The 18,798-nt window shown below is 67.9% G+C and carries 17 protein-coding genes; 10 read left to right on the top strand and 7 right to left on the bottom strand.

The genetic code is table 11. The features are described from left to right. Nucleotides 1-38 precede the first annotated feature (38 nt). The 3 genes from AC5ZH6_RS21810 (at nucleotide 39) to purM (ending at nucleotide 3,405) form a co-directional block, all read left to right on the top strand. Nucleotides 39-449, top strand: coding sequence for a sterol carrier family protein (locus AC5ZH6_RS21810; protein WP_006368123.1), 411 nt, complete (start codon nucleotides 39-41; stop codon nucleotides 447-449). Between the two features lie 227 nt (nucleotides 450-676). Next, the gene (purF, locus tag AC5ZH6_RS21805) at nucleotides 677-2,260 is read left to right on the top strand and encodes an amidophosphoribosyltransferase (RefSeq protein ID WP_006368124.1); all 1,584 of its coding nucleotides are present in this window, start codon (nucleotides 677-679) and stop codon (nucleotides 2,258-2,260) included. A gap of 23 nt (nucleotides 2,261-2,283) precedes the next feature. Further along, a complete protein-coding gene (purM, locus tag AC5ZH6_RS21800) occupies nucleotides 2,284-3,405 on the top strand; it encodes a phosphoribosylformylglycinamidine cyclo-ligase (protein WP_496167814.1) in 1,122 nt (373 codons plus the stop codon). A 185-nt stretch (nucleotides 3,406-3,590) separates the two neighbouring features. On the opposite strand, the gene AC5ZH6_RS21795 is transcribed toward purM, so the two are convergent. From AC5ZH6_RS21795 to ygfZ, 3 genes are all read right to left on the bottom strand, one after another. Further along, nucleotides 3,591-3,767, bottom strand: a complete 177-nt coding sequence (locus tag AC5ZH6_RS21795; protein WP_006368126.1) for a DUF3073 domain-containing protein — start codon at nucleotides 3,765-3,767, stop codon at nucleotides 3,591-3,593. Between the two features lie 192 nt (nucleotides 3,768-3,959). Next, nucleotides 3,960-4,652, bottom strand: a complete 693-nt coding sequence (locus AC5ZH6_RS21790) for an MOSC domain-containing protein (protein WP_288336242.1) — start codon at nucleotides 4,650-4,652, stop codon at nucleotides 3,960-3,962. Continuing rightward, nucleotides 4,649-5,842, bottom strand: coding sequence for a CAF17-like 4Fe-4S cluster assembly/insertion protein YgfZ (gene ygfZ / locus AC5ZH6_RS21785; RefSeq protein WP_288336244.1), 1,194 nt, complete (start codon nucleotides 5,840-5,842; stop codon nucleotides 4,649-4,651). The genes AC5ZH6_RS21790 and ygfZ overlap by 4 nt, the downstream gene beginning before the upstream one ends. 67 nt (nucleotides 5,843-5,909) lie before the next feature. Between ygfZ and AC5ZH6_RS21780 the strand changes: the two genes are divergently transcribed. From AC5ZH6_RS21780 to AC5ZH6_RS21750, 7 genes are all read left to right on the top strand, one after another. Beyond that, a complete protein-coding gene (locus tag AC5ZH6_RS21780; RefSeq protein WP_026919886.1) occupies nucleotides 5,910-6,800 on the top strand; it encodes an aminodeoxychorismate lyase in 891 nt (296 codons plus the stop codon). A 198-nt stretch (nucleotides 6,801-6,998) separates the two neighbouring features. Then, on the top strand, nucleotides 6,999-8,564 hold the full coding sequence (locus AC5ZH6_RS21775) for a cytochrome ubiquinol oxidase subunit I (RefSeq protein WP_026919887.1): 1,566 nt from the start codon (nucleotides 6,999-7,001) through the stop codon (nucleotides 8,562-8,564). A gap of 12 nt (nucleotides 8,565-8,576) precedes the next feature. Then, complete coding sequence (gene cydB, locus AC5ZH6_RS21770; RefSeq protein WP_288336247.1) at nucleotides 8,577-9,653, top strand: cytochrome d ubiquinol oxidase subunit II; 1,077 nt, start codon at nucleotides 8,577-8,579, stop codon at nucleotides 9,651-9,653. Continuing rightward, nucleotides 9,644-11,356 carry a thiol reductant ABC exporter subunit CydD gene (gene cydD / locus AC5ZH6_RS21765; RefSeq protein ID WP_006368132.1) on the top strand — a complete coding sequence of 571 codons (1,713 nt, stop codon included), beginning with the start codon at nucleotides 9,644-9,646 and terminating at the stop codon, nucleotides 11,354-11,356. Before cydB ends, cydD begins: the two co-directional genes overlap by 10 nt. A 52-nt stretch (nucleotides 11,357-11,408) precedes the next feature. After that, nucleotides 11,409-13,133, top strand: coding sequence for a thiol reductant ABC exporter subunit CydC (gene cydC, locus AC5ZH6_RS21760; protein ID WP_288336268.1), 1,725 nt, complete (start codon nucleotides 11,409-11,411; stop codon nucleotides 13,131-13,133). 387 nt (nucleotides 13,134-13,520) lie between these two features. Further along, nucleotides 13,521-14,342 carry a hypothetical protein gene (locus tag AC5ZH6_RS21755; protein WP_249154908.1) on the top strand — a complete coding sequence of 274 codons (822 nt, stop codon included), beginning with the start codon at nucleotides 13,521-13,523 and terminating at the stop codon, nucleotides 14,340-14,342. 122 nt (nucleotides 14,343-14,464) lie between these two features. Then, nucleotides 14,465-15,172, top strand: coding sequence for a hypothetical protein (locus tag AC5ZH6_RS21750; RefSeq protein WP_265076953.1), 708 nt, complete (start codon nucleotides 14,465-14,467; stop codon nucleotides 15,170-15,172). Between the two features lie 43 nt (nucleotides 15,173-15,215). On the opposite strand, the gene AC5ZH6_RS21745 is transcribed toward AC5ZH6_RS21750, so the two are convergent. From AC5ZH6_RS21745 to AC5ZH6_RS21730, 4 genes are all read right to left on the bottom strand, one after another. After that, nucleotides 15,216-15,887 carry a heme-binding beta-barrel domain-containing protein gene (locus AC5ZH6_RS21745; protein ID WP_020170172.1) on the bottom strand — a complete coding sequence of 224 codons (672 nt, stop codon included), beginning with the start codon at nucleotides 15,885-15,887 and terminating at the stop codon, nucleotides 15,216-15,218. 256 nt (nucleotides 15,888-16,143) lie between these two features. Continuing rightward, nucleotides 16,144-16,449, bottom strand: coding sequence for a DUF1416 domain-containing protein (locus tag AC5ZH6_RS21740; protein ID WP_006368137.1), 306 nt, complete (start codon nucleotides 16,447-16,449; stop codon nucleotides 16,144-16,146). A gap of 2 nt (nucleotides 16,450-16,451) precedes the next feature. Beyond that, the gene (locus AC5ZH6_RS21735) at nucleotides 16,452-17,291 is read right to left on the bottom strand and encodes a sulfurtransferase (protein WP_006368138.1); all 840 of its coding nucleotides are present in this window, start codon (nucleotides 17,289-17,291) and stop codon (nucleotides 16,452-16,454) included. A gap of 396 nt (nucleotides 17,292-17,687) precedes the next feature. Next, on the bottom strand, nucleotides 17,688-18,656 hold the full coding sequence (locus AC5ZH6_RS21730) for an LmeA family phospholipid-binding protein (RefSeq protein WP_026919889.1): 969 nt from the start codon (nucleotides 18,654-18,656) through the stop codon (nucleotides 17,688-17,690). Nucleotides 18,657-18,798: the final 142 nt, after the last annotated feature.

Genomic DNA, 18,798 nt, shown 5'->3' with positions numbered 1-18,798 from the left:
TCCCGCCGCGAGGCGGCGTGAATCGACGGCGAGGCATCATGGGCGGCGTGCCCGCCCGAAAACCCATCGATCCCACCGACACCCGCGCAGCGGTTCTCGCTGTCGTCGAGTGGTTGCGCGATGAGCAACTGCCCGCGCCTGCACGGCCCACGCTCGCGGCCGCGGTCCGGCTGACCGCGCGCACGCTGGAGGACATCGCACCGGGGAACTCCGTCGAGGTCCGAGTGCCACCGTACGTGGCCGTCCAATGCATCGAGGGTCCGCGGCACACGCGGGGGACTCCGCCGAACGTCGTGGAGACCGACCCGCGCACCTGGTTGAGCCTGGTCGTGGGGGATGCGCGATTCGCCGATGCCGTCGAGTCCGGTGCGGTCACGGCGTCGGGATCCCGCGCGGGCGAGGTCGCGCAGTGGCTGCCCCTGGTGCCGGTGCCCCGCCCCGACCTATGACCCTGCTCACCCCGGAGGAATATCGTCGGGCGCGTCGTCGCTGCACGGTTGGCATCGGGGCAGTACCGATCGGTAGACTCCGGAGGGTCTCCAGCCCATTGCCGCGTTGGCTTCCGCACGGCCGGTCTCGCCCGTGATCGGATCACCATCGTGACCCGACATCTCATCCGGCCGTGGTGTCCGCGTCCGGATGTGCAGACCAGAGCCCAGCCCCAGGGAGATCGTCGATGACCGAAGAGTCGATAGCCGGCCGGAACCTCCTGGCCCCCACGTCGCGGGCATGTCCCTCGAGCCGACCGATCGACGAACCCGAGAACGAGCCGCGCGAGGAGTGCGGCGTTTTTGGTGTCTGGGCTCCGGGTGAGGACGTCGCGAAGCTCTCGTACTACGGCCTCTACGCCCTGCAGCACCGTGGTCAGGAGGCCGCCGGGATCGCGGTCGGCGACGGCTCGCAGGTGCTGGTCTTCAAAGATCTCGGACTCGTCAGCCAGGTGTTCGACGAGCAGACGCTGGCATCGATGGTCGGCCACGTCGCGATCGGCCATTGCCGCTACTCGACGACCGGATCGACCACCTGGGAGAACTCCCAGCCGATCTTCCGCACCACCGACGCCGGGACGGGGGTTGCGCTGGGCCACAACGGCAATCTGGTCAACACCGCGGAGCTCGCGGCGCGCGCGCGTGAGGTCGGCATCAAGAGCACCGCGGCGACCTCGGATTCCGACGTCGTCGGCGCGCTGCTGGCCCATGGTGCCGCCGACAGCAGCATCGAGCAGGCGGCCATGGAGTTGCTCCCCACCCTGCGCGGTGCGTTCTGCCTGACCTTCATGGATGAGCACACCTTGTACGCGGCGCGCGACCCGCACGGTGTCCGCCCGCTGTGCCTGGGCCGTCTCGACCGGGGGTGGGTCGTCGCCTCGGAGACCGCGGCCCTCGACATCGTCGGTGCGTCGTTCGTGCGTGACATCGAACCCGGTGAGCTGCTCGCCATCGACGCCGACGGCGTGCGCAGTTCCCGTTTCGCCGAGCCGACGCCACGCGGCTGCGTCTTCGAGTACGTCTATCTCGCCCGCCCGGACAGCGTCATCCACGGCCGTTCGGTGCATTCCACGCGTGTCGACATCGGGCGGCGGCTGGCCCGCGAGTTCCCGGCGGTCGGCGACCTGGTGATCCCGGTACCCGAGTCGGGTACGCCTGCGGCCGTCGGGTTCGCCCAGGAGTCGGGGATTCCCTACGGGCAGGGGCTGATGAAGAACGCCTACGTCGGCCGTACCTTCATCCAGCCGTCGCAAACAATTCGTCAGCTCGGTATCCGTCTCAAGCTGAACCCGCTCAAAGAGGTCATCCGCGGCAAACGTCTTGTCGTCGTTGATGATTCGATTGTGCGCGGCAACACCCAACGCGCACTGATCCGGATGCTGCGGGAGGCGGGCGCGGCCGAGGTGCATGTCCGTATCGCGTCGAGCCCGGTGCGCTGGCCCTGTTTCTACGGCATCGATTTCGCCTCGCCCGCGGAACTGATCGCCAACGGCATGGAGTCCGAGGAGCACATGGTCGAGGGCGTCCGGCAGGCGATCGGCGCCGATTCGCTCGGCTACATCAGTACCGAGGAGATGATCGCGGCGACGCATCAGGAGCCGTCGGCGCTGTGTGCGGCATGCTTCGACGGCAACTATCCGATCGAGCTGCCCAAGGAGTCGTCGCTGGGCAAGGCGGTGCTCGAGCAGATGCTCGCCAACGCCGCCGACGACGCCCGGATCGACCCATTGACCGCTCCCAATGACAACGTCAGCGCCGTGATGCGGCCCTGAAGCACTCGGGTAGCGTGTCTCCCGTGAGCGAACAGGATGCGGCTGACGAGAAGTCCACTTCACCTTCCGCGGATCTTCCTTCTGGCGGCCTGTCGTACGCGGGGGCCGGGGTCGACATCGACGCCGGTGATCGCGCTGTCGAGCTGATCGGTCCGCATGCCAAACGCGCCACACGCCCGGAGGTCCTCGGCGGACTCGGCGGATTCTCCGGACTCTTCGCCCTCAAGGGCAACTACCGCGAGCCGGTACTCGCCGCGGCGAGCGACGGCGTCGGCACCAAACTCGCCGTCGCACAAGCGATCGGCAAACACGACACCGTCGGCCAGGACTTGGTGGCCATGTGCGTCGACGACCTCGTGGTGTGCGGCGCCGAACCGCTGTTCCTGCAGGACTACATCGCCATCGGCAAGGTGGTCCCGGAGACGGTCGCCGAGATCGTCGCCGGCATCGCCGACGGCTGCGTGATCGCCGGCTGCGCACTGCTCGGTGGCGAGACCGCCGAACATCCCGGTCTCATGCGTGACGACCACTACGACCTCTCGGCGACCGCGGTGGGCGTCGTCGAGGCCGACCAGGTGCTCTCGCCGGATCGGGTCCGCGCCGGCGACTCGGTGATCGCACTGGGTTCCTCGGGCCTGCACTCCAACGGATATTCGCTGGCGCGCAAGGTCCTTCTCGACTGGGGCCACATGGATCTCGGAGGCGATGTCGAGGAATTCGGTCGCACCCTCGGTGAGGAACTCCTCGAACCGACACGCATCTACGCACGCGATTGCCTCGCGCTGGCGGCCGAGGCCGACGTTCGGACGTTCGCCCACATCACCGGTGGGGGGCTCGCCGAGAACCTGGCCCGAGTCATCCCATCGGGGCTTGTGGCCGAACTCGAACGCAATACCTGGACTCCCGCACCGATTTTCGCCATGATCGCCCAACGCGGTCGTGTCGAGCAGTCCGAGATGGAACGCACCTTCAACATGGGTGTCGGCATGGTGGCCGTGGTGGCGCCCGAGGACACCGATCGTGCCCAGGCCGTCCTGACCGCGCGCCACGTCGACAACTGGGTGCTCGGCACCATCAAGCGCAATCCCGAGGCCAAGGGTGGATCGGGGCGCGTGAACCTCGTCGGCGATCACCCACGCTTCTGACAAGCGTTACTACAAGTAACCGCCCGGGGAGACGCTGAGAAACCAACGATCACCGGTCCGTTCGCCGAACGCACTCGAGACTTGCGTTCGATGAACGAACCGGTGATCGCCTGTGGTGGCGCTACCGTGACGACGACGCCGGGGCGGTCGGCGTCAAGGGGTGAGCGAAATGAGGGCGGTCGCGCTCAGGCGCGACGCCACTCGTCCTCTTCAAGCCACTCGTCCACCGGATCCGGGCGGTCTGCCGAATCCGCCGAACCCGACAACTCGCGCTGCAAGCTGTCGAAGTCGGTGTGGGGAGTGGAGTACTTCAGCTGACGAGCAACCTTCGTCTGCTTTGCTTTAGCCCGGCCGCGGCCCATATGGGACCCCCTCGCACAATGACGGGGCGGCCAAACTGGTGGCGGCCCCGTTCTCTCGGTAGTTGAGTATCTCGTGGGCACCAGTTTAGCGCGCGTTTCGCGATTACGCGGATTGCCCCGGCAATGGCACGCCGACCAGCTGCGATGGGGTGTTGCCCGGGGCCTTCCCGGGTGTGCTCGGGCCGGTGGCCGTCAGACCTTCGCGACGCGGGCGAGATGTCGGCTCGCCTCGCGACGAACCTTCGCGGGTAGGTCGTCGGCGGCCAGCAGGGTCTGTAGGGGTTCGGCGTCGGTGCCGGTCAGCAGATCGCGGACGGTGACTCCGTGGTCCGGGCGGGCGACGACGCGGATCTCGTCGCCGGCCCCGATGCTTCCGGGCGTGAGAACCCGCAGGTAGGTGCCGACGTCACCCTGCTGCATGAACCGTTTGACCCACCGGGGCTCGCCCGCCCACGCGGCGAAGGTCCGGCACGGGGTCCGGGGGATGGTGGTCTCCAGCAGGACGCCGGTCGAGGGATCCTCCGGTGGCCCGACCCACCAGCGTTCGCCGACGAGCGCATCGGTGACGGACAGGCCGACGACGCGCAGGTTCTCCCCGAACCAGCCGTAGGGCAGGTCGCGACCGAGCTCGTCGGCCCAGCGGCGCGCCTCGCGGTCGTCGTAGGCGTAGACGGCCTGGTCGTGGCCCCCATGGTGTTTCGTGTCACGGACGTGGTCGTTCAACAGGCCGAGCTCGCCGACCTGCACCCGCCCGTCGTGGGGGCGCTTGTCGATGGCGCTGATGCCCGCCCGGCCGAGGTCGACGTCGGCGTGGACCGCGCAGACCGCCAGGACGCGACCGTCCGGCTGACCCTGGTGTGCCGGCTCGGGCGGGGTCACCGTCATGCCCGTCCGCGGAGGCGTTCGACGGCCGCCCGACCCGCCTGGACCCGGTCGTCGGCGTCCACGGAGTCGGGATCGACGCGGGCGGCCATCGGGGGTTCGTCGGCGTCGCCATTCACGAGCAACTCGACGTCGGGGCCGATGCCGCGCTTGAGCAGTCCGAGGGCGATGGGGCCGAGGTCGAAGTGGTCGACGGCGGTGCCGAGGCGGCCGACGGTGCGCCCTCCCGCGGTGATCGGGGTTCCGGGCGGCGGACGGTGATCGGAACTGCCGTCGAGATGCAGCAGCACGAGTTGCCGCGGCGGCTTACCGAGATTGTGCACGCGAGCGACGGTCTCCTGACCGCGGTAACAGCCCTTGTCGAGGTGGACGGCGCCGAAACGCTCCGGACCGCCGATCCATCCCGCCTCGTGGGGGATGGTGCGTTCGTCGGTGTCGACGCCGAGGCGGGGACGCCGGGCGGCGACACGCAGGGCGTCGAAGGCCCAGCTGCCGGCCATCCGTGCGCCGGCCTCGGTGAGCTGCTCCCACCAGCGCAGCAGCAGGAACTCCGGTACGACGAGGTCGACCATCGGCAGCGAGGTGTCGGCGTGCGGTCCCTCCGACAGGGGCGGCATCATCCGCCAGAAGCCGAGCGGCTCGTCCTCGTGATGGGATTCGGGCAGGTCGCCGGCCTGGTAGGGCGCGGCGTCGGGGTCGATCTCGAGGAGATCGGCGATCGGTCCGCGCACCGCGTCGGGGCCGATGAGGGTGAGGACCTTGACGTCGGCACGCGCCGCGGGTTGCACCTTGGCCCAGAAGACCATCCTGGTGAGGAACGTCAGCAGGGCCTCGCCGCGTGCGGCCTCGGTGTCGATCCAGATGACCTCGTCGACGTCGGTGAGCACGAAATGGTCCTCGACTCGGCCGTTGGCGTCGAGGGACAGCGCCTCGGCACTCGACCGGTCACCGAGGTCGCTCACCTGCTGCGAGCAGATCGTGTTCAGCCAGGTGAGGCGTTCGGGGCCGGGGAGTTCGAGGACCGCACGGTCGGTGCGGTCGACGATGGCCGCGCCGCGGACCGCCGCCCGCTGCTCACCGAGGGGATCGCCGTAATGCCAGGCGACTCCAGTGCCCTGCGGAGTGGTGGGAGTCTCGGGAGCGGCGACCGCGCCCTGGCTGGAATACCTGGTCAGGATGGGTGAGCGGCTCACGGCTCGAGTCTACGCGGCGGGTCGATAGGGTGGCGGCATGTCCCAGCCCGACAAGTCCCAGCCCGCAGTGTCGCAGTCCATCCTGGTGTCCCTCGATGGAACCGTCCTCGATCCCGAGGTCCCGTTCCTGCATGCCGACGATCTGGCCGCGGTGCGGGGCGACGGGATCTTCGAGACGCTGCTGATCCGCGACGGATGGGCGCGGTGCGTCACCCTTCATCTGCAGCGTCTGGCCCGCTCCGCGGAGATGCTCGATCTGCCCGAGCCGGATGCCGAGAAGTGGCGTTCGGCGATCGAGGTGGCGACGCGCACGTGGGTCGACCGCAACGGTGAGTTCGCCGAAGGTCTTCTACGCCTTGTCTATTCGCGTGGGCGGGAAGCTCATCCGGCAGGCGCGGGTGCCGAGTCCGGGGCGCCGACGGCGTATCTCACGGTCGGTCCGGTCGCCGAGCGGGTCGTCGCGGTCCGGGCGAACGGGGTCTCGGTGATCACCCTGGACCGCGGCTATTCGATCGATGTCGCCGACGCCGCCCCGTGGCAGTTGCTCGGTGCCAAGACGCTCAGCTACGCGACCAACATGGCTGCGCTGCGTCATGCCGCCGACAACGGCTACGACGATGTGATCTACCTCAGCAGCGAGGGTGCGATTCTGGAGGGTCCGCGCTCGACGGTGGTCGCTGTGATGGGGAAGACACTCGTCACGCCGCCGGCCGAAATCGGCATCCTGCCCGGCACCACGCAGGTGGCGACGTTCGCGTTGGCGGCCGAAGAAGGCTGGCAGACCGAGACCCGCGTGCTGCGTCCGGCCGATCTGCTCGAGGCCGATTCGGTGTGGCTGATCAGCAGCGTCACCCTCGCCGCGCGGGTGACCGCGCTCAACGGTCACCCCCTTCCTGTGACGGAAGTTTGCCAGGATTTTATCGATTTGGTCGACCGCGCGATTTCTGCTGACCGATAATGGTCGGTGTCTGCGGGCTCTCCCCGCGGACACCAGCGAGATCCAGCCCACAAATGAACCCAGGTGACGGGACTTTTGGCGCTTGTTCGCGTGAGTGGCCAGGCGTAGCGTCACCGGTATGGTTACTACGTGGTGTAGTAGCCAACTTTCGTCCCGCGTCTCGCAGCCCGAGACGCGACCATGCGATTCGAGGCGACGTTGAACGCTCTGGATTTGTCACGATGGCAATTCGGTATCACGACCGTTTATCACTTCTTGTTCGTCCCGTTGACCATCGGTCTCGCGCCGATGGTGGCGATCATGCAGACGGTCTGGCACAAGACCGGAAACGAGCAGTGGTTACGAGCCACGAAATTCTTCGGGAAGCTGTTCCTGATCAATTTCGCCCTCGGTGTGGCCACCGGTATCGTTCAGGAGTTCCAATTCGGAATGAACTGGAGCGAATACAGCCGGTACGTCGCCGATGTGTTCGGCGCGCCGCTGGCCCTCGAGGGATTGATTGCCTTCTTCCTCGAGTCGACATTTCTCGGCCTCTGGATCTTCGGCTGGTCGCGTCTACCGCGTCGGGTGCATCTGGCCACCATCTGGCTGGTCGCGATCGGCGTGACCGCGTCGGCGTACTTCATCATCGCCGCGAACTCGTGGATGCAGCACCCGGTGGGCGTTGCCTGGGATGACACGCGTAACCGCCCGGCCATGAACAACTTCTGGGCGGTCATCACCAACAACACGACCCTCGCGGCGTTCCCGCACGTGATCGCCGGTGCGTGGCTGACCGCGGCCACCTTCGTCGGCGGCATCGGTATCTGGTGGATGTCGCGAAACATGTGGCGCGCCAAGAAGTTGCGCGTGGCCATCGACACCGGCGACACGAGTGGGATGCCCAAGACCACCTCGCCGAGCCAGATCGATGCCACCCCAGAGGATCTCGAGCGCGACGCCCATCGCCTGTGGCGTCCGGTGACCCGGTTCGCGTGCTGGGTGGCGATCGTCGCCGGCGTGCTGTTGTTCATCACCGGTGACTTCCAGGCGCAGATCATGTTCAAACAACAACCGATGAAGATGGCATCGGCGGAATCGTTGTGCAATACCCAGGAGAATGCCGGGTTCTCGGTGCTCTCGATCGGGCGACAGAACAATTGCGCCGACATCGACCACGTCGTCGAGATCCCGGGCATGCTGTCCTTCCTGGCCACGCATCGCTTCGGTGAAACATTGCAGGGCGTGAATCAGTTGCAGGCGCAATATCAGGAAGCGCTGAACATGCCGGGTCAGAACTTCGCCCCCAATCTGTTCGTCACCTACTGGGGTTTCCGCGCGATGATCACCTGGGCGCTCGGATCGGTCGTGGTGGCCTTCGGTGGACTGTGGTTCACCCGACGAAAGAAGGTGGTCGAATCCAGACGCCTGGGCCTGTTGGCCCTCTGGATGATCCCGACCCCGTTCCTGGCCAACGCATCCGGCTGGATCTTCACCGAGATGGGCCGCCAGCCATGGGTCGTCGCCCCGAACTGGGAGAACAACCTCGACCCGTTGCGCATACACATGCTCGTGCAGGACGGCGTCTCCAACCACACGCCACCGATCCTGTGGGTCACCATGATCGGCTTCACGCTGCTCTACGGCGGGCTGGGTGTGGTGTGGTTCCTCCTGCAACGGCGTTACGCCATCGAGGGTCCCGCGGCATATGACCACATCGCTCCGGAGGTGGAGTCCGACGACTCCGATTCCGATGAGCCCAAACAGCTTTCGTTCGCGTACTGAGGAGCGGGACAGATGTCACTCGAAAACTTCTGGTTCATCGTCGTCGCGGTCCTGTTCATCGGCTACTTCGTCCTCGAGGGCTTCGACTTCGGTGTCGGCATGCTGATGCCGTTCCTCGGTGCGAGTCACACCGGTGGCGACGAGAAGGTCGCGGCCGACGACGACGCCGCCGACCCGGACAAGCGCAGGCGAGCACTGCTCAACACCATCGGCCCGGTGTGGGACGGCAACGAGGTGTGGCTGCTGACCGCCGGTGGCGCGCTGTTCGCGGCCTTCGGTGGTTGGTACGCAACGATGTTCACCGCGTTCTACCTGCCGCTGTTCCTGATCCTGATCGGACTGATCACCCGGGTTGTGGCCATCGAGTGGCGCGGCAAGATCAACGACCCGCGCTGGCGGATGTGGTGCGATGTCGGCATCGGCCTGGGATCGTGGATTCCCGCACTGCTGTGGGGCGTGGCCTTCGCCAACGTCGTCCGCGGTCTGCCGATCGACGCCGCGCACCAGTACACCGGCGGATTCTTCAACCTGCTCAATCCCTATGCGCTACTCGGCGGTGTCACCACGCTGCTCGTGTTCCTGACCCACGGTGCGGTCTTCCTCGGACTCAAGACCAGCGGCGTGCTGCAGCAGGACGCGATGAGATACGCCAAGCTGCTGGCCATTCCGACGTTGGTCGTGGCCGCGGCGTTCCTGCTGTGGACGCAGTTCGCCTACGGCAACGGCTGGACGTGGATCCCGGTGCTCATCGCCGCTGTCGCCGCGCTGGTGATGGTGGCGGCGACCCAGGTGCAGCGCGAGGGCATCGCCTTCCTGGCGACCTCGATCGCCATCGCCGGGACCGTGGCGACGCTGTTCTCGGTGCTGTTCCCGAATGTGCTTCCGTCGACCACTGATTCGGCCTACAACCTGACCGTCGCCAACACCGCGTCGAGTCATTACACGCTGACCGTGATGACGATCGCCGCGCTGATCATGACGCCCATCGTCATCGCCTATCAGGGGTGGACCTACTGGGTGTTCCGCAAGCGCATCAGCGTCGGCCAGATCCCGGCACCCACCGGTCTGTCGTTGAAGGCATGGCAATAGCGGACGCGGACGGGGGTTCTCGACGCGCACGGCGGGCCCGCCCGCCGCTCGATCCCCGCCTGCTCCGGTATTCGCCCGCCACCCGGCGCTATGTGCTGGTGACCGCCTTGCTGGCGGCGATCACCACGGTCGCGGTGATCGTCACCGCGGTGATGACTGCGTCGATCCTCGCGGAGTTGGTGACCGAGCCGGCACGCCGTTCCCTGACCGCGCAGTCGGTGCACCTGTGGGTGCTGGCGGCGGCGGTCGTCGTCCGCGTGCTCACCTCGTTCGGCCACGATCGGTACGCGCATCGGGCCTCGGCGACCGCGATCGCCGAGCTGCGCGCCCGCGCCCTGGATGTGTTGACCGACCCGGACCGCACGCCGCCGCGAGAGCTGGTGCAGCGCCGCGAACACGCGACGACGGTGTTGCTACGGGGACTGGGCGCGCTGGGCCCGTATCTGTCGGGATATGTGCCGGCGCTGATCGTGACGGTTCTGGTCACGCCGACGGTGCTGGCCGTCATCGCCGTCGCCGACTGGCCGTCGGCGGTGATCATCGTGATCACGCTGCCGCTGATCCCGCTGTTCATGATCCTCATCGGACTGATGACACGTGATCGCACCGAGCGCAAGCTCGCGACGATGAGCCGGCTCAGCGCTCAACTGCTCGACCTGGTCACCGGTTTGCCGACGCTGCGCGCACTCAATCGCGCTCGCGCGCCTGCCCGGCAGGTTGCCGACCTCGGACAGGCGCACCGGCGCAGTTCGATGTCGTCGTTGCGGGTGGCGTTTCTCTCCGGCGGGGTCCTGGAGTTCCTCGCGACCATCAGTGTGGCGTTGGTCGCCGTCGGTATCGGCTTGCGTCTGGTGTCGGGCGAGATGACCTTGTACGCAGGTGTTCTCGCACTCATCCTGGCGCCCGAGGCCTACCTGCCGTTGCGGCAGGTCGGTGCGCAGTTCCACAACTCGGTCGACGGGGTGACCGCTGCCGGCGAGGTGCTCGATCTCATCGACTCCGGTTCCGCGGGTGCGGGTGTCGGCCGGACGCGCTCGTGCACCGTTGCCGGAGAACCGATCCGGTTGCTCGACGTCGGTGTGCACGGCCGGGACGGCTGGGCGCCCTACGAGCTCACGGCGACCGCGAATCCCGGTGAGCTGACGGTGTTCACCGGACCCAACGGGTCGGGCAAGTCGACGATGTTCGCCGCCATCCTCGGACTGCTCGCCCCCGACGAGGGGTCGGTGCTCGTCGGGTCGATCCCGGTGGCCGAACTCGAACCCGACGCCTATCACGAGCAGGTCGCGTGGCTGCCCCAGCAGCCGGTTGTGGTGCCCGGCACAGTCGCCGACAACCTCGCCCTCTTCGGCGCACTCGATCCGGCGCAGCTCCACCGAGCCTGCGCCGCAACGGGTTTCGACGAGGTTCTGGCCTCGTTGCCGGACGGCGCCGACACCGTGCTCGGTACCGGGGGCGTCGGGCTGTCCGCGGGACAGCGGCAGCGACTCGCGCTGACCCGGGTGCTGGCCTCACCGTCGCCGCTGCTGCTGCTCGACGAGCCCACCGCACACCTCGACGCCGCGAGCGAGGAGTCGGTGCTCGCCGCGCTGGCCGCGCGGGCGCGCGCCGGTGACACCGTGCTCGTCGTCGCGCATCGCGATGTGGCCCGCGCCAACGCCGACCACGTCGTCGAACTCCCGGAGGTGCTCGGTGTCCGCTGATCTCGCTGAGACCTCTGGTGTCTCAACAAGCACTGGGCGGCATCGCGATCCGTTGCTCCGCGCGTTGGGATTCCTCGGTCTGCGCACCCGGCCGGTGCTGTGGTCGCTGATGCTCGGCGTGGCCGGTGCCCTCTCGGCGCTGGGGCTCGCTGCGCTCTCTGCGTGGCTGATCACCCGAGCCTGGCAGATGCCGCCGGTGCTGTACCTGTCGGTCGCGATCACCGCCGTTCGCGCGCTGGGCATCTCGCGGGGACTGTTCCGGTACCTGGAGCGGCTGGCCACCCATGACCTCGCACTCGGCGCGATGGCGACCGCACGCGAACGGCTGTACGTGGCGTTGGCGTCGGGATCGCCGGCCTACTCGGTGACCCTGCGCCGCGGAGATCTGTTGACCCGCACCGGAGATGACGTCGACGAGATCGGCAATGCGCTCATCCGGGCGTTCATTCCGATCGGCGTCGGGTTGACGACCTCGGCGGCCGCGGTGGCGATCATGGCGTTGGTGTCCGGCTGGGCGGCACTGGTCCTCGCGATCGCCCTGATCGTCTCCGGGGTGATCGCGCCCTGGCTGGCGGCCCGCGGCTCCGATCGTGCGCTCGGTGACGCCGCCCGCGCGAACACCGCGGTCGCCGAGGCGACCACCACCGCCCTGTGGCATGCGCCCGAGCTGGTCGTCTCCCGGCGGCGGCGCAGCGTGCTGGCGACCGCCCGGCAGGCCGACGCCGAGGCGATCCGGGCTGCCGACCGGGGCGAACGCATCGAAGCCCTGGCCGCCGCGGCGACCCCACTCTCGTTGGGGGCGTCGCTGATCGCGGCCTGCCTCATCGGGATCGGCCTCGCCTCGGGGGTTTCCGGCTCGCTGGCCGGCGTGTCGAGTACCACCGGCCTGCTGACGCCGATGGTGCTCGGCGTGTTGATCCTGTTGCCGCTGTCGTCCTTCGAGTCCACGGCGCCGCTGACCGAGGCGGGAATCCAACTCGAGCGCAGTCGGCAGAGCGCCGCACGGGTGATGGCACTCGTCGACGGGGCACGCCGGATCGGCGAGGACTCGGCGGTCGGGGATGCGGCGATCGACGACGTCGCCGTGCACGCCGCGCCCGCGACGCTGCGCCTCGACGCTCTGCGCTGGGGGTGGTCGGATGCGGCCGTGCTCGGCCCCGAGGCGGGTGTGACCGCAACGCTGACGCCGGGTGCACGGATGGCCGTCGTCGGACCCAGTGGTATCGGCAAATCGACGCTGCTGTTGACGATGGCCGGTCTGCTCGATGCCCGCGGTGGGTTGGTAACGGCCGCCGACGAAGCCGGGCAGCAGCTGACAATCCGTTCGGCGACATGTTATTTCGCCGAGGAGGCGCACATCTTCTCCACGTCGCTCGAGGAGAACCTCCGCGTCGCCCGCGGGGATGTGACCGTCGAGGAGATGCACGCGGCGCTCGCCGAGGTGGGATTGGCCGACTGGGTGGCCGAACTGCCCGACGGGCTCGGCACCGAACTGACCGGCGGCGCCGAATCGCTCAGCGGTGGCCAGCGCCGGCGACTGCTGCTTGCCCGGGCGTTGCTGCACCGTGCGCCGATCGTGCTACTCGACGAGCCGATCGAGCATCTCGACGCCGCCGACGCCGAGCGCCTGCTGGCACGGATTCTCGACCCGTCGTCGGGCATGTTCGCCCCGGATCGCACCGTGGTGGTGGTGACGCATCAGCTGCCGGCGACGGCGCTGCATCCCGGGCGTGCCGAGTCGGTTCGGGTGGTCGACCTCAGCCCGGTTGCGCACTGACGTGACATCTCCCCTGTGAAACCCCCCGGAACGAAAACCTGTTGCCGGGCTTGAGGTTGCGGCGTAGTTTCGTCGGTACACATGGAAGGAGGTGGTCCGAAGTTGATTGGCAAACGGACAAGTGAGGTGACCATCCGCTGACGCGGAGATCCATCTGATATCCCTCGATCGATCCCTCGCATCGGCGAATACCAGGTGGTCACCCGACCCCCGCACCCGACCTGGTCCGGTCGCTCGGCCCGAATTCCCGGGCGGTGCGGGGGTCGTTCCATGTGCGGGGTCCGTCGGGGTGAACCCCCGGGTTTTCGGGTAGTGCACTACTCGTGTTCGGGCTCTTCGGCCGGTGTGGACTGGCACACAGATCAGCTCACCAACGCGGGAGACGTCATGAACACCGGGATCCTGGATTCGTCAGCAACTGCCTCATCGGCAACCGTCGGCATTGCGACCGCATCGACGCGGGAGTTCTCGGTACCCACCGGCGGGTTGTCGCGCTTTCTCACCCCGGGCGATCGCGACTGGAACGACGACGGCGCGGGTACCTGGATCGCGGGGTACGCCGGCGGGCTCACGTACACGTTGACTGCCGATTCCGTGGACTCGCGTCTGACCCTGCACAACCGCGGCCGCACCGATCTCGCCGTACTCTCGATTCCCGGCTTCACCGCGATGTCGGGTGCCCGGCTCACGCCACTGAGCGCAGGTTCATCGGCGACGTTGCCGGACAACGAGTTCCACGTCCTGCAGGCCGAACGCCGCGGCGGGCGGCCGGTCATCGTCGGTCAGATCGTCGACGACGGCGAGCCCGCCTTCCTCATCCACCCACCACGGCCCGACGAGGTCGACTGGCTGCGGATGCCGGGTGCGGACGAGTTCTGGACGCCGTACTCGCCGGCACCGTCGGCCGGGCCCGGTCAGTCGGGTGGGGCGTCCCGCAGCGCCGCCGAACCGCACAGCGCCACAGGCTTTCACGACGCCACGGACGCCGGGGTGTGCTGCGAGAGTGTCGCGGGGATGGCCGTGGTCCACAATCGGGGGCCGCGACGGATCGCGGTGCTGATGACCGGGCTCGGCGGGGCCTTCGACCTCGTCGTCGCGCTCCCCGGGGAATCGATCCCGATCCCACCGGGCCCCGGCATCCACTATGTGCATGCGGCGCGGGATTCCGGGCGGCCGGTCGTCGTCGACGTCATCCATGTGCGCCCCTGAAGTGTATGGCGCCTGATGCGTATGACGTTCGTGTGTATGACGTTTCCGGCGGAAACCGGGCAAATCGTCATACTGATCGACCTTCCGGGTGACATGGGGGGATTGGCGGTAGCGTATGCGCGGTGAATGAACCGGGGAGCCCTTATTCGAATCCGTACCCGCAGCAGCCGCAGTACCCACAGACCCGGCAGTGGGGTGGCGGCCAGTACCCGGGCGGCTACGGGGTGCCCGGTGCGTATCCCGGTGCGTATGGGGCAGCACCGTTCACACCACCGCCGAAGCCGCCGCTGCGCCACGTCGCGCTGACGCGGACGTTCGCTGCGTGCACGATGCTCGCGTGGTTGCTGATCGGTGTTTTCGGGTTTCTCACCTTCGCGACGGTGACCGCAAACGACGGCGGCGACTCGACGTTCAACGGATGGGCTCACTGGACCTCGCAGGGTGAGGGACTGCCGCTGATGGGCGGATCGCATGCGGTCGTCTTCCCGGGAGTTCTGCTGCCCCTCCTGATCTTGTTCCCGACGCTGCTGTCGTCGATCCTCATCCTGTGCAACGTCGCCCGGCGCGGATTCGCCGCGGTGAACGTGGTGTTCGGGGTCATCGGTGCGGGTGTGGCGACGGTCGCCGTCGTCGATCCCTCGGCAGTGGTCGGCACCTTCGGCAACGACTCGTCGCAGTATGTCGACGCCCACTACACGTTCTCGGCCGGACCCTCGGCGATCCTGAATGTGGTGCTCGGCGTCGTGGTGGTGCTGCTGGGAATCGGCGGAATCATCTGGGGTGGCAAGGCGCCCGCGCCGGCGCCTGTCTATGCACCGCCGCCGGTGTGACGACGCAGCAGTTCAGCCGACGCAGCAGTTCAGCCGACGCAGTTCAGCCGACGTGACGCCGCAGCTTGGCCGACAGGCGCGGGGTGAGGTCGCCCTCGGCGTCGACGCGTTCCTCGACGTAGGCGAGATCGCCGTCGGGCACGATGCCGTAGAGACGCTTGGCGCCGCCGGTGTGCTTGCCCGACTCGGAGCGGATGACGACGTCGGTGGTCAGATTCCACGACGTCTGGTTGAGCGGGCGGCCGTAGTACAGCTCGATGGAGCCCTCGGCGTGGGTGAGGAGGAGTTCGATGCTGTCGTCCTCGCCGATCCGCCAGAAGCCGGCCTCACGCAGATCGGGGCGGACGAAGTTCCCGTCCTCGTCGATCACCCACGAACGGGCCTCCCAGTTGAGGAAGTTCTGTCCGTCGTGGCTGGCCACGATCTGCTGGGCGAAGTGGTAGTCGTTGCCGCTGACCGGGTCGTGGCCCTCACCCTCGCCGCGCCAGACTCCGACCATCGGCAGGAGGGCGAGCAGGCCCGGATGCAGGTCGGCGCCGATCCGCAGATTGGCGGTGTCGGCGGGCAACGGCAGATCGTCCCACGATGGTGTGTTGCGTTCGCGGCTGCCGGATTCGGCGGCACGGACCTCGGCCTGGTTGATCGCCTCGTCACCCGACCGACGTGGGGCATCGGCCCCGTCGGGGTCGGGTTGTCCGTCGGACGGCAGGGTCACGATTCGTCGTTGACCAGGCGGTAGATCACGTACAGCGTGAACCAGATGATCAGCAGCGTTGCCAGACCCAGCAGGATTTCGAAGAAGAGGACCACGGGTGGGAGTTTACCTCTCGGGGTGTGCGCGGACGTCGTCGGTCCGGCCGAGTGAAAGATGAATCACGGGCCGCCCTGGGAAGGCCCGAGGAAGAACAGGTGAGAACGCCGACGGCCCGGCCACCGCGAGGGTGACCGGGCCGTCGGGAGTCCGCGTGGACCTACTTGCTGACGGTGATGTCGTGCGTGTGCACGCCGGGTCCGTCCGGGCTGACGGTGACGTCACCGTTGCCGACCGAGCTCAGCGCACGCAGCGTCCACTTGCCGGGCGCGGCGAAGAAGCGGAAGTCGCCGGTGGGGCTGGCGACGACCTCGGCGGTGAACTCACCGGTCTCGTCGAGCAGCCGCACGAACGCACCCGCGACGGGGCTCCCGGAGTTGTCGGTGACCTGTCCGGTCAGGACGGTCTCCTTCTCGACATCGACGCCCGCGGGCAGCTTCTGTCCCTGCTTGGGTGCAGCACACATGATCACTTACCTTCTCCCAGTTCAACCGGAACGCCGACGAGCGAGCCGTATTCGGTCCAGCTGCCGTCGTAGTTCTTGACGTTCTTGTGGCCCAGCAGCTCCTGCAGAACGAACCAGGTGTGGCTGGAACGCTCGCCGATGCGGCAGTAGGCGATGGTTTCCTTCTCACCGTCGAGTCCGGCGTCCTTGTAGAGCTCGGCGAGTTCGTCGTCGCTGCGGAAGGTGCCGTCCTCGTTGGCGGCCTTGCTCCACGGCACGTTGATGGCACCGGGGATGTGGCCCGGACGCTGGCTCTGCTCCTGCGGCAGGTGGGCAGGGGCGAGGATCTTGCCGGAGAACTCGTCGGGGCTGCGCACGTCGACGAGGTTCTTGGCGCCGATGGCGTCGACGACCTCGTCGCGGAAGGCGCGGATCGAGTTGTCCGGATCGGCGGCCTTGTACTCGGTGGCCGGACGGCTCACGGCATCGGTGGACAGCGGACGGCCGTCGAGCTCCCACTTCTTGCGGCCGCCGTCGAGCAGCTTCACGTCCTGGTGGCCGTAGAGCTTGAAGTACCAGTAGGCGTACGCCGCGAACCAGTTGTTGTTGCCGCCGTAGAGCACGACGGTGTCGTCGTTGGCGATACCGCGCTCGGAGAGCAGCTTGGAGAACTGCTCGCGATCGACGAAGTCACGACGAACCGGATCCTGCAGGTCGGTCTTCCAGTCGAGCTTGACCGCGCCCTCGATGTGGCCGCCGTCGTAGGCGCTGGTGTCCTCGTCGACCTCGACGAACACGACCTTGTCGGTGTGCAGGTTCTGCTCAGCCCAATCGGCGCTGACCAGGACGTCGGAACGTGCCATGGGTGTTTCCTCCCGTAGATGTGGGTATCGGGTGTGGTGGAGATGATCGTGAAACAGCGATGAAGGCGATCGGCGTCGGACGCCGACGAACTTCGGCGGATGATGACGGCGTGATCGGCGGAGAGCCCGGGATCTCGGTGGACGGCGTCGTCATGGGAAACGCGCCTGGACCGGCCGACATCGAGTGACCGTGCGACTCGGGCGGGACGGGGCCGGCGCGAGCGAGACGATCACATAGTGATGCGACAGCAACAGTCGGCGACTCGACAGAAGTCGATCGCCCGGCGGCGGGTGAGCATGAACTCACGGCGCTGTTGCATGTCCACGAGGGTACAACAGCGAGCGGTGTCCGCCACAAGCGTGTCCCCGGCCCGGCCGTGGTTGCGATCGTCGAGGTCAGAAGCGCGCGGGCAGCAGGTCGCGTGGCCCGGACCCGGCGGTGAGCAGGATGTCGCTGCCCGAGCTGTGTGCTCCGGTCGCCGGCAGGTCCCATGGCATGGGCAGCAGCGGCAGTGTTGCGGTGAAACGCCCGAGCACGGCCGCGCGCCGGGCGGCCTGGTCGGCGCCGACGAGTTCCGGTGCGTCGACGTGCTTTTCGGGGCCGGTGTAGAAGCCCGTCGCCTGCAGGTGCAGCCGGCCGTCGCGCACCGATACCTCGACGGTGACACTGACCCTGGTCCGTGGGCCCGGGTACTCCGAGGCCGACGGTGCGCGCTGCGGGCTCGGCGTCGCACCGGTCGGCGGAGCCGAGGTCGGCGGCAGGGCCACCGATCCGGTCAGCACGATCCCCGAGGTGCGTTCGAGGTTGCCGAATTGGGGTCCGCCGCCGCCGACACGGTCGGGGCCGGCGGGGGTGTTGACGGTGAGGTCCAGGATGCCCAGCATGCGGCCCAGATTCACCGAGTCCAGCCGTGAGTAGGCGGCGATCGAGTCGGTGTGCAGGGTGTCGGCGGGCCCGATGTCGAAGCCGTCGGGGACCCGCAGCGCCCCGAGTGTCGCCCCGAGTTCGGCGAAGCAGGGGCCGGCCGCCGGATACGAGCAGCCCTGCGGGATCGGCACCCCGCGGGCGGTGATCGTGGCGCCGGTGAACTCGCCCGAGGAGGCGTGGGTCAGGAACGGGAAGCCGCCGAGCGTCACCTCGGGCCGGTAGGTGATACCCGGCGCACTCGCGAGTGACATCGAGAGGCGATGTTCGACGCGACTTGCCGCGACGGTGTCGACGATCACCGCGGCGGCACCGAGGACGACGACGAGCGCGAGCGCCACCAGAAGCGTGCGTCGGAGCCGATGTCGCGAGGGTGCGGGGGTCGCTGCGTCCGAGGTCACGGCCTCCGAGTCTGCCTTGTTAACAGCCGAGCGTGACATTGCGGTTATTCTGTCATCTGTCGCGCACATGTTGGTAAGGCAGAGTAAACATGCTCTTTCAGGCGCGATCGGTGGATCGCCTCAACGTCGAGGTGGCCGGGAGACGGGGTACGACCATCCCCGAGGCCCCCTGCCTCGGGAC

The sequence above is a fragment of the Gordonia sp. YC-XJ4 genome (genome assembly GCF_059511865.1).
This window is presented reverse-complemented; position numbering and strand designations above follow the sequence as displayed.

Coding starts and splice junctions, on each gene's coding strand:
- purF (WP_006368124.1), top strand. CDS start 677: ATGACCGAAGAGTCGATAGCCGGCCGGAACCTCCTGGCCCCCACGTCG.
- AC5ZH6_RS21790 (WP_288336242.1), bottom strand. CDS start 4,652: ATGACGGTGACCCCGCCCGAGCCGGCACACCAGGGTCAGCCGGACGGT.
- cydB (WP_288336247.1), top strand. CDS start 8,577: ATGTCACTCGAAAACTTCTGGTTCATCGTCGTCGCGGTCCTGTTCATC.
- cydD (WP_006368132.1), top strand. CDS start 9,644: ATGGCAATAGCGGACGCGGACGGGGGTTCTCGACGCGCACGGCGGGCC.
- AC5ZH6_RS21755 (WP_249154908.1), top strand. CDS start 13,521: ATGAACACCGGGATCCTGGATTCGTCAGCAACTGCCTCATCGGCAACC.
- AC5ZH6_RS21735 (WP_006368138.1), bottom strand. CDS start 17,291: ATGGCACGTTCCGACGTCCTGGTCAGCGCCGATTGGGCTGAGCAGAAC.
- AC5ZH6_RS21730 (WP_026919889.1), bottom strand. CDS start 18,656: ATGTCACGCTCGGCTGTTAACAAGGCAGACTCGGAGGCCGTGACCTCG.
- AC5ZH6_RS21795 (WP_006368126.1), bottom strand. CDS start 3,767: ATGGGCCGCGGCCGGGCTAAAGCAAAGCAGACGAAGGTTGCTCGTCAG.
- AC5ZH6_RS21810 (WP_006368123.1), top strand. CDS start 39: ATGGGCGGCGTGCCCGCCCGAAAACCCATCGATCCCACCGACACCCGC.
- AC5ZH6_RS21740 (WP_006368137.1), bottom strand. CDS start 16,449: ATGTGTGCTGCACCCAAGCAGGGACAGAAGCTGCCCGCGGGCGTCGAT.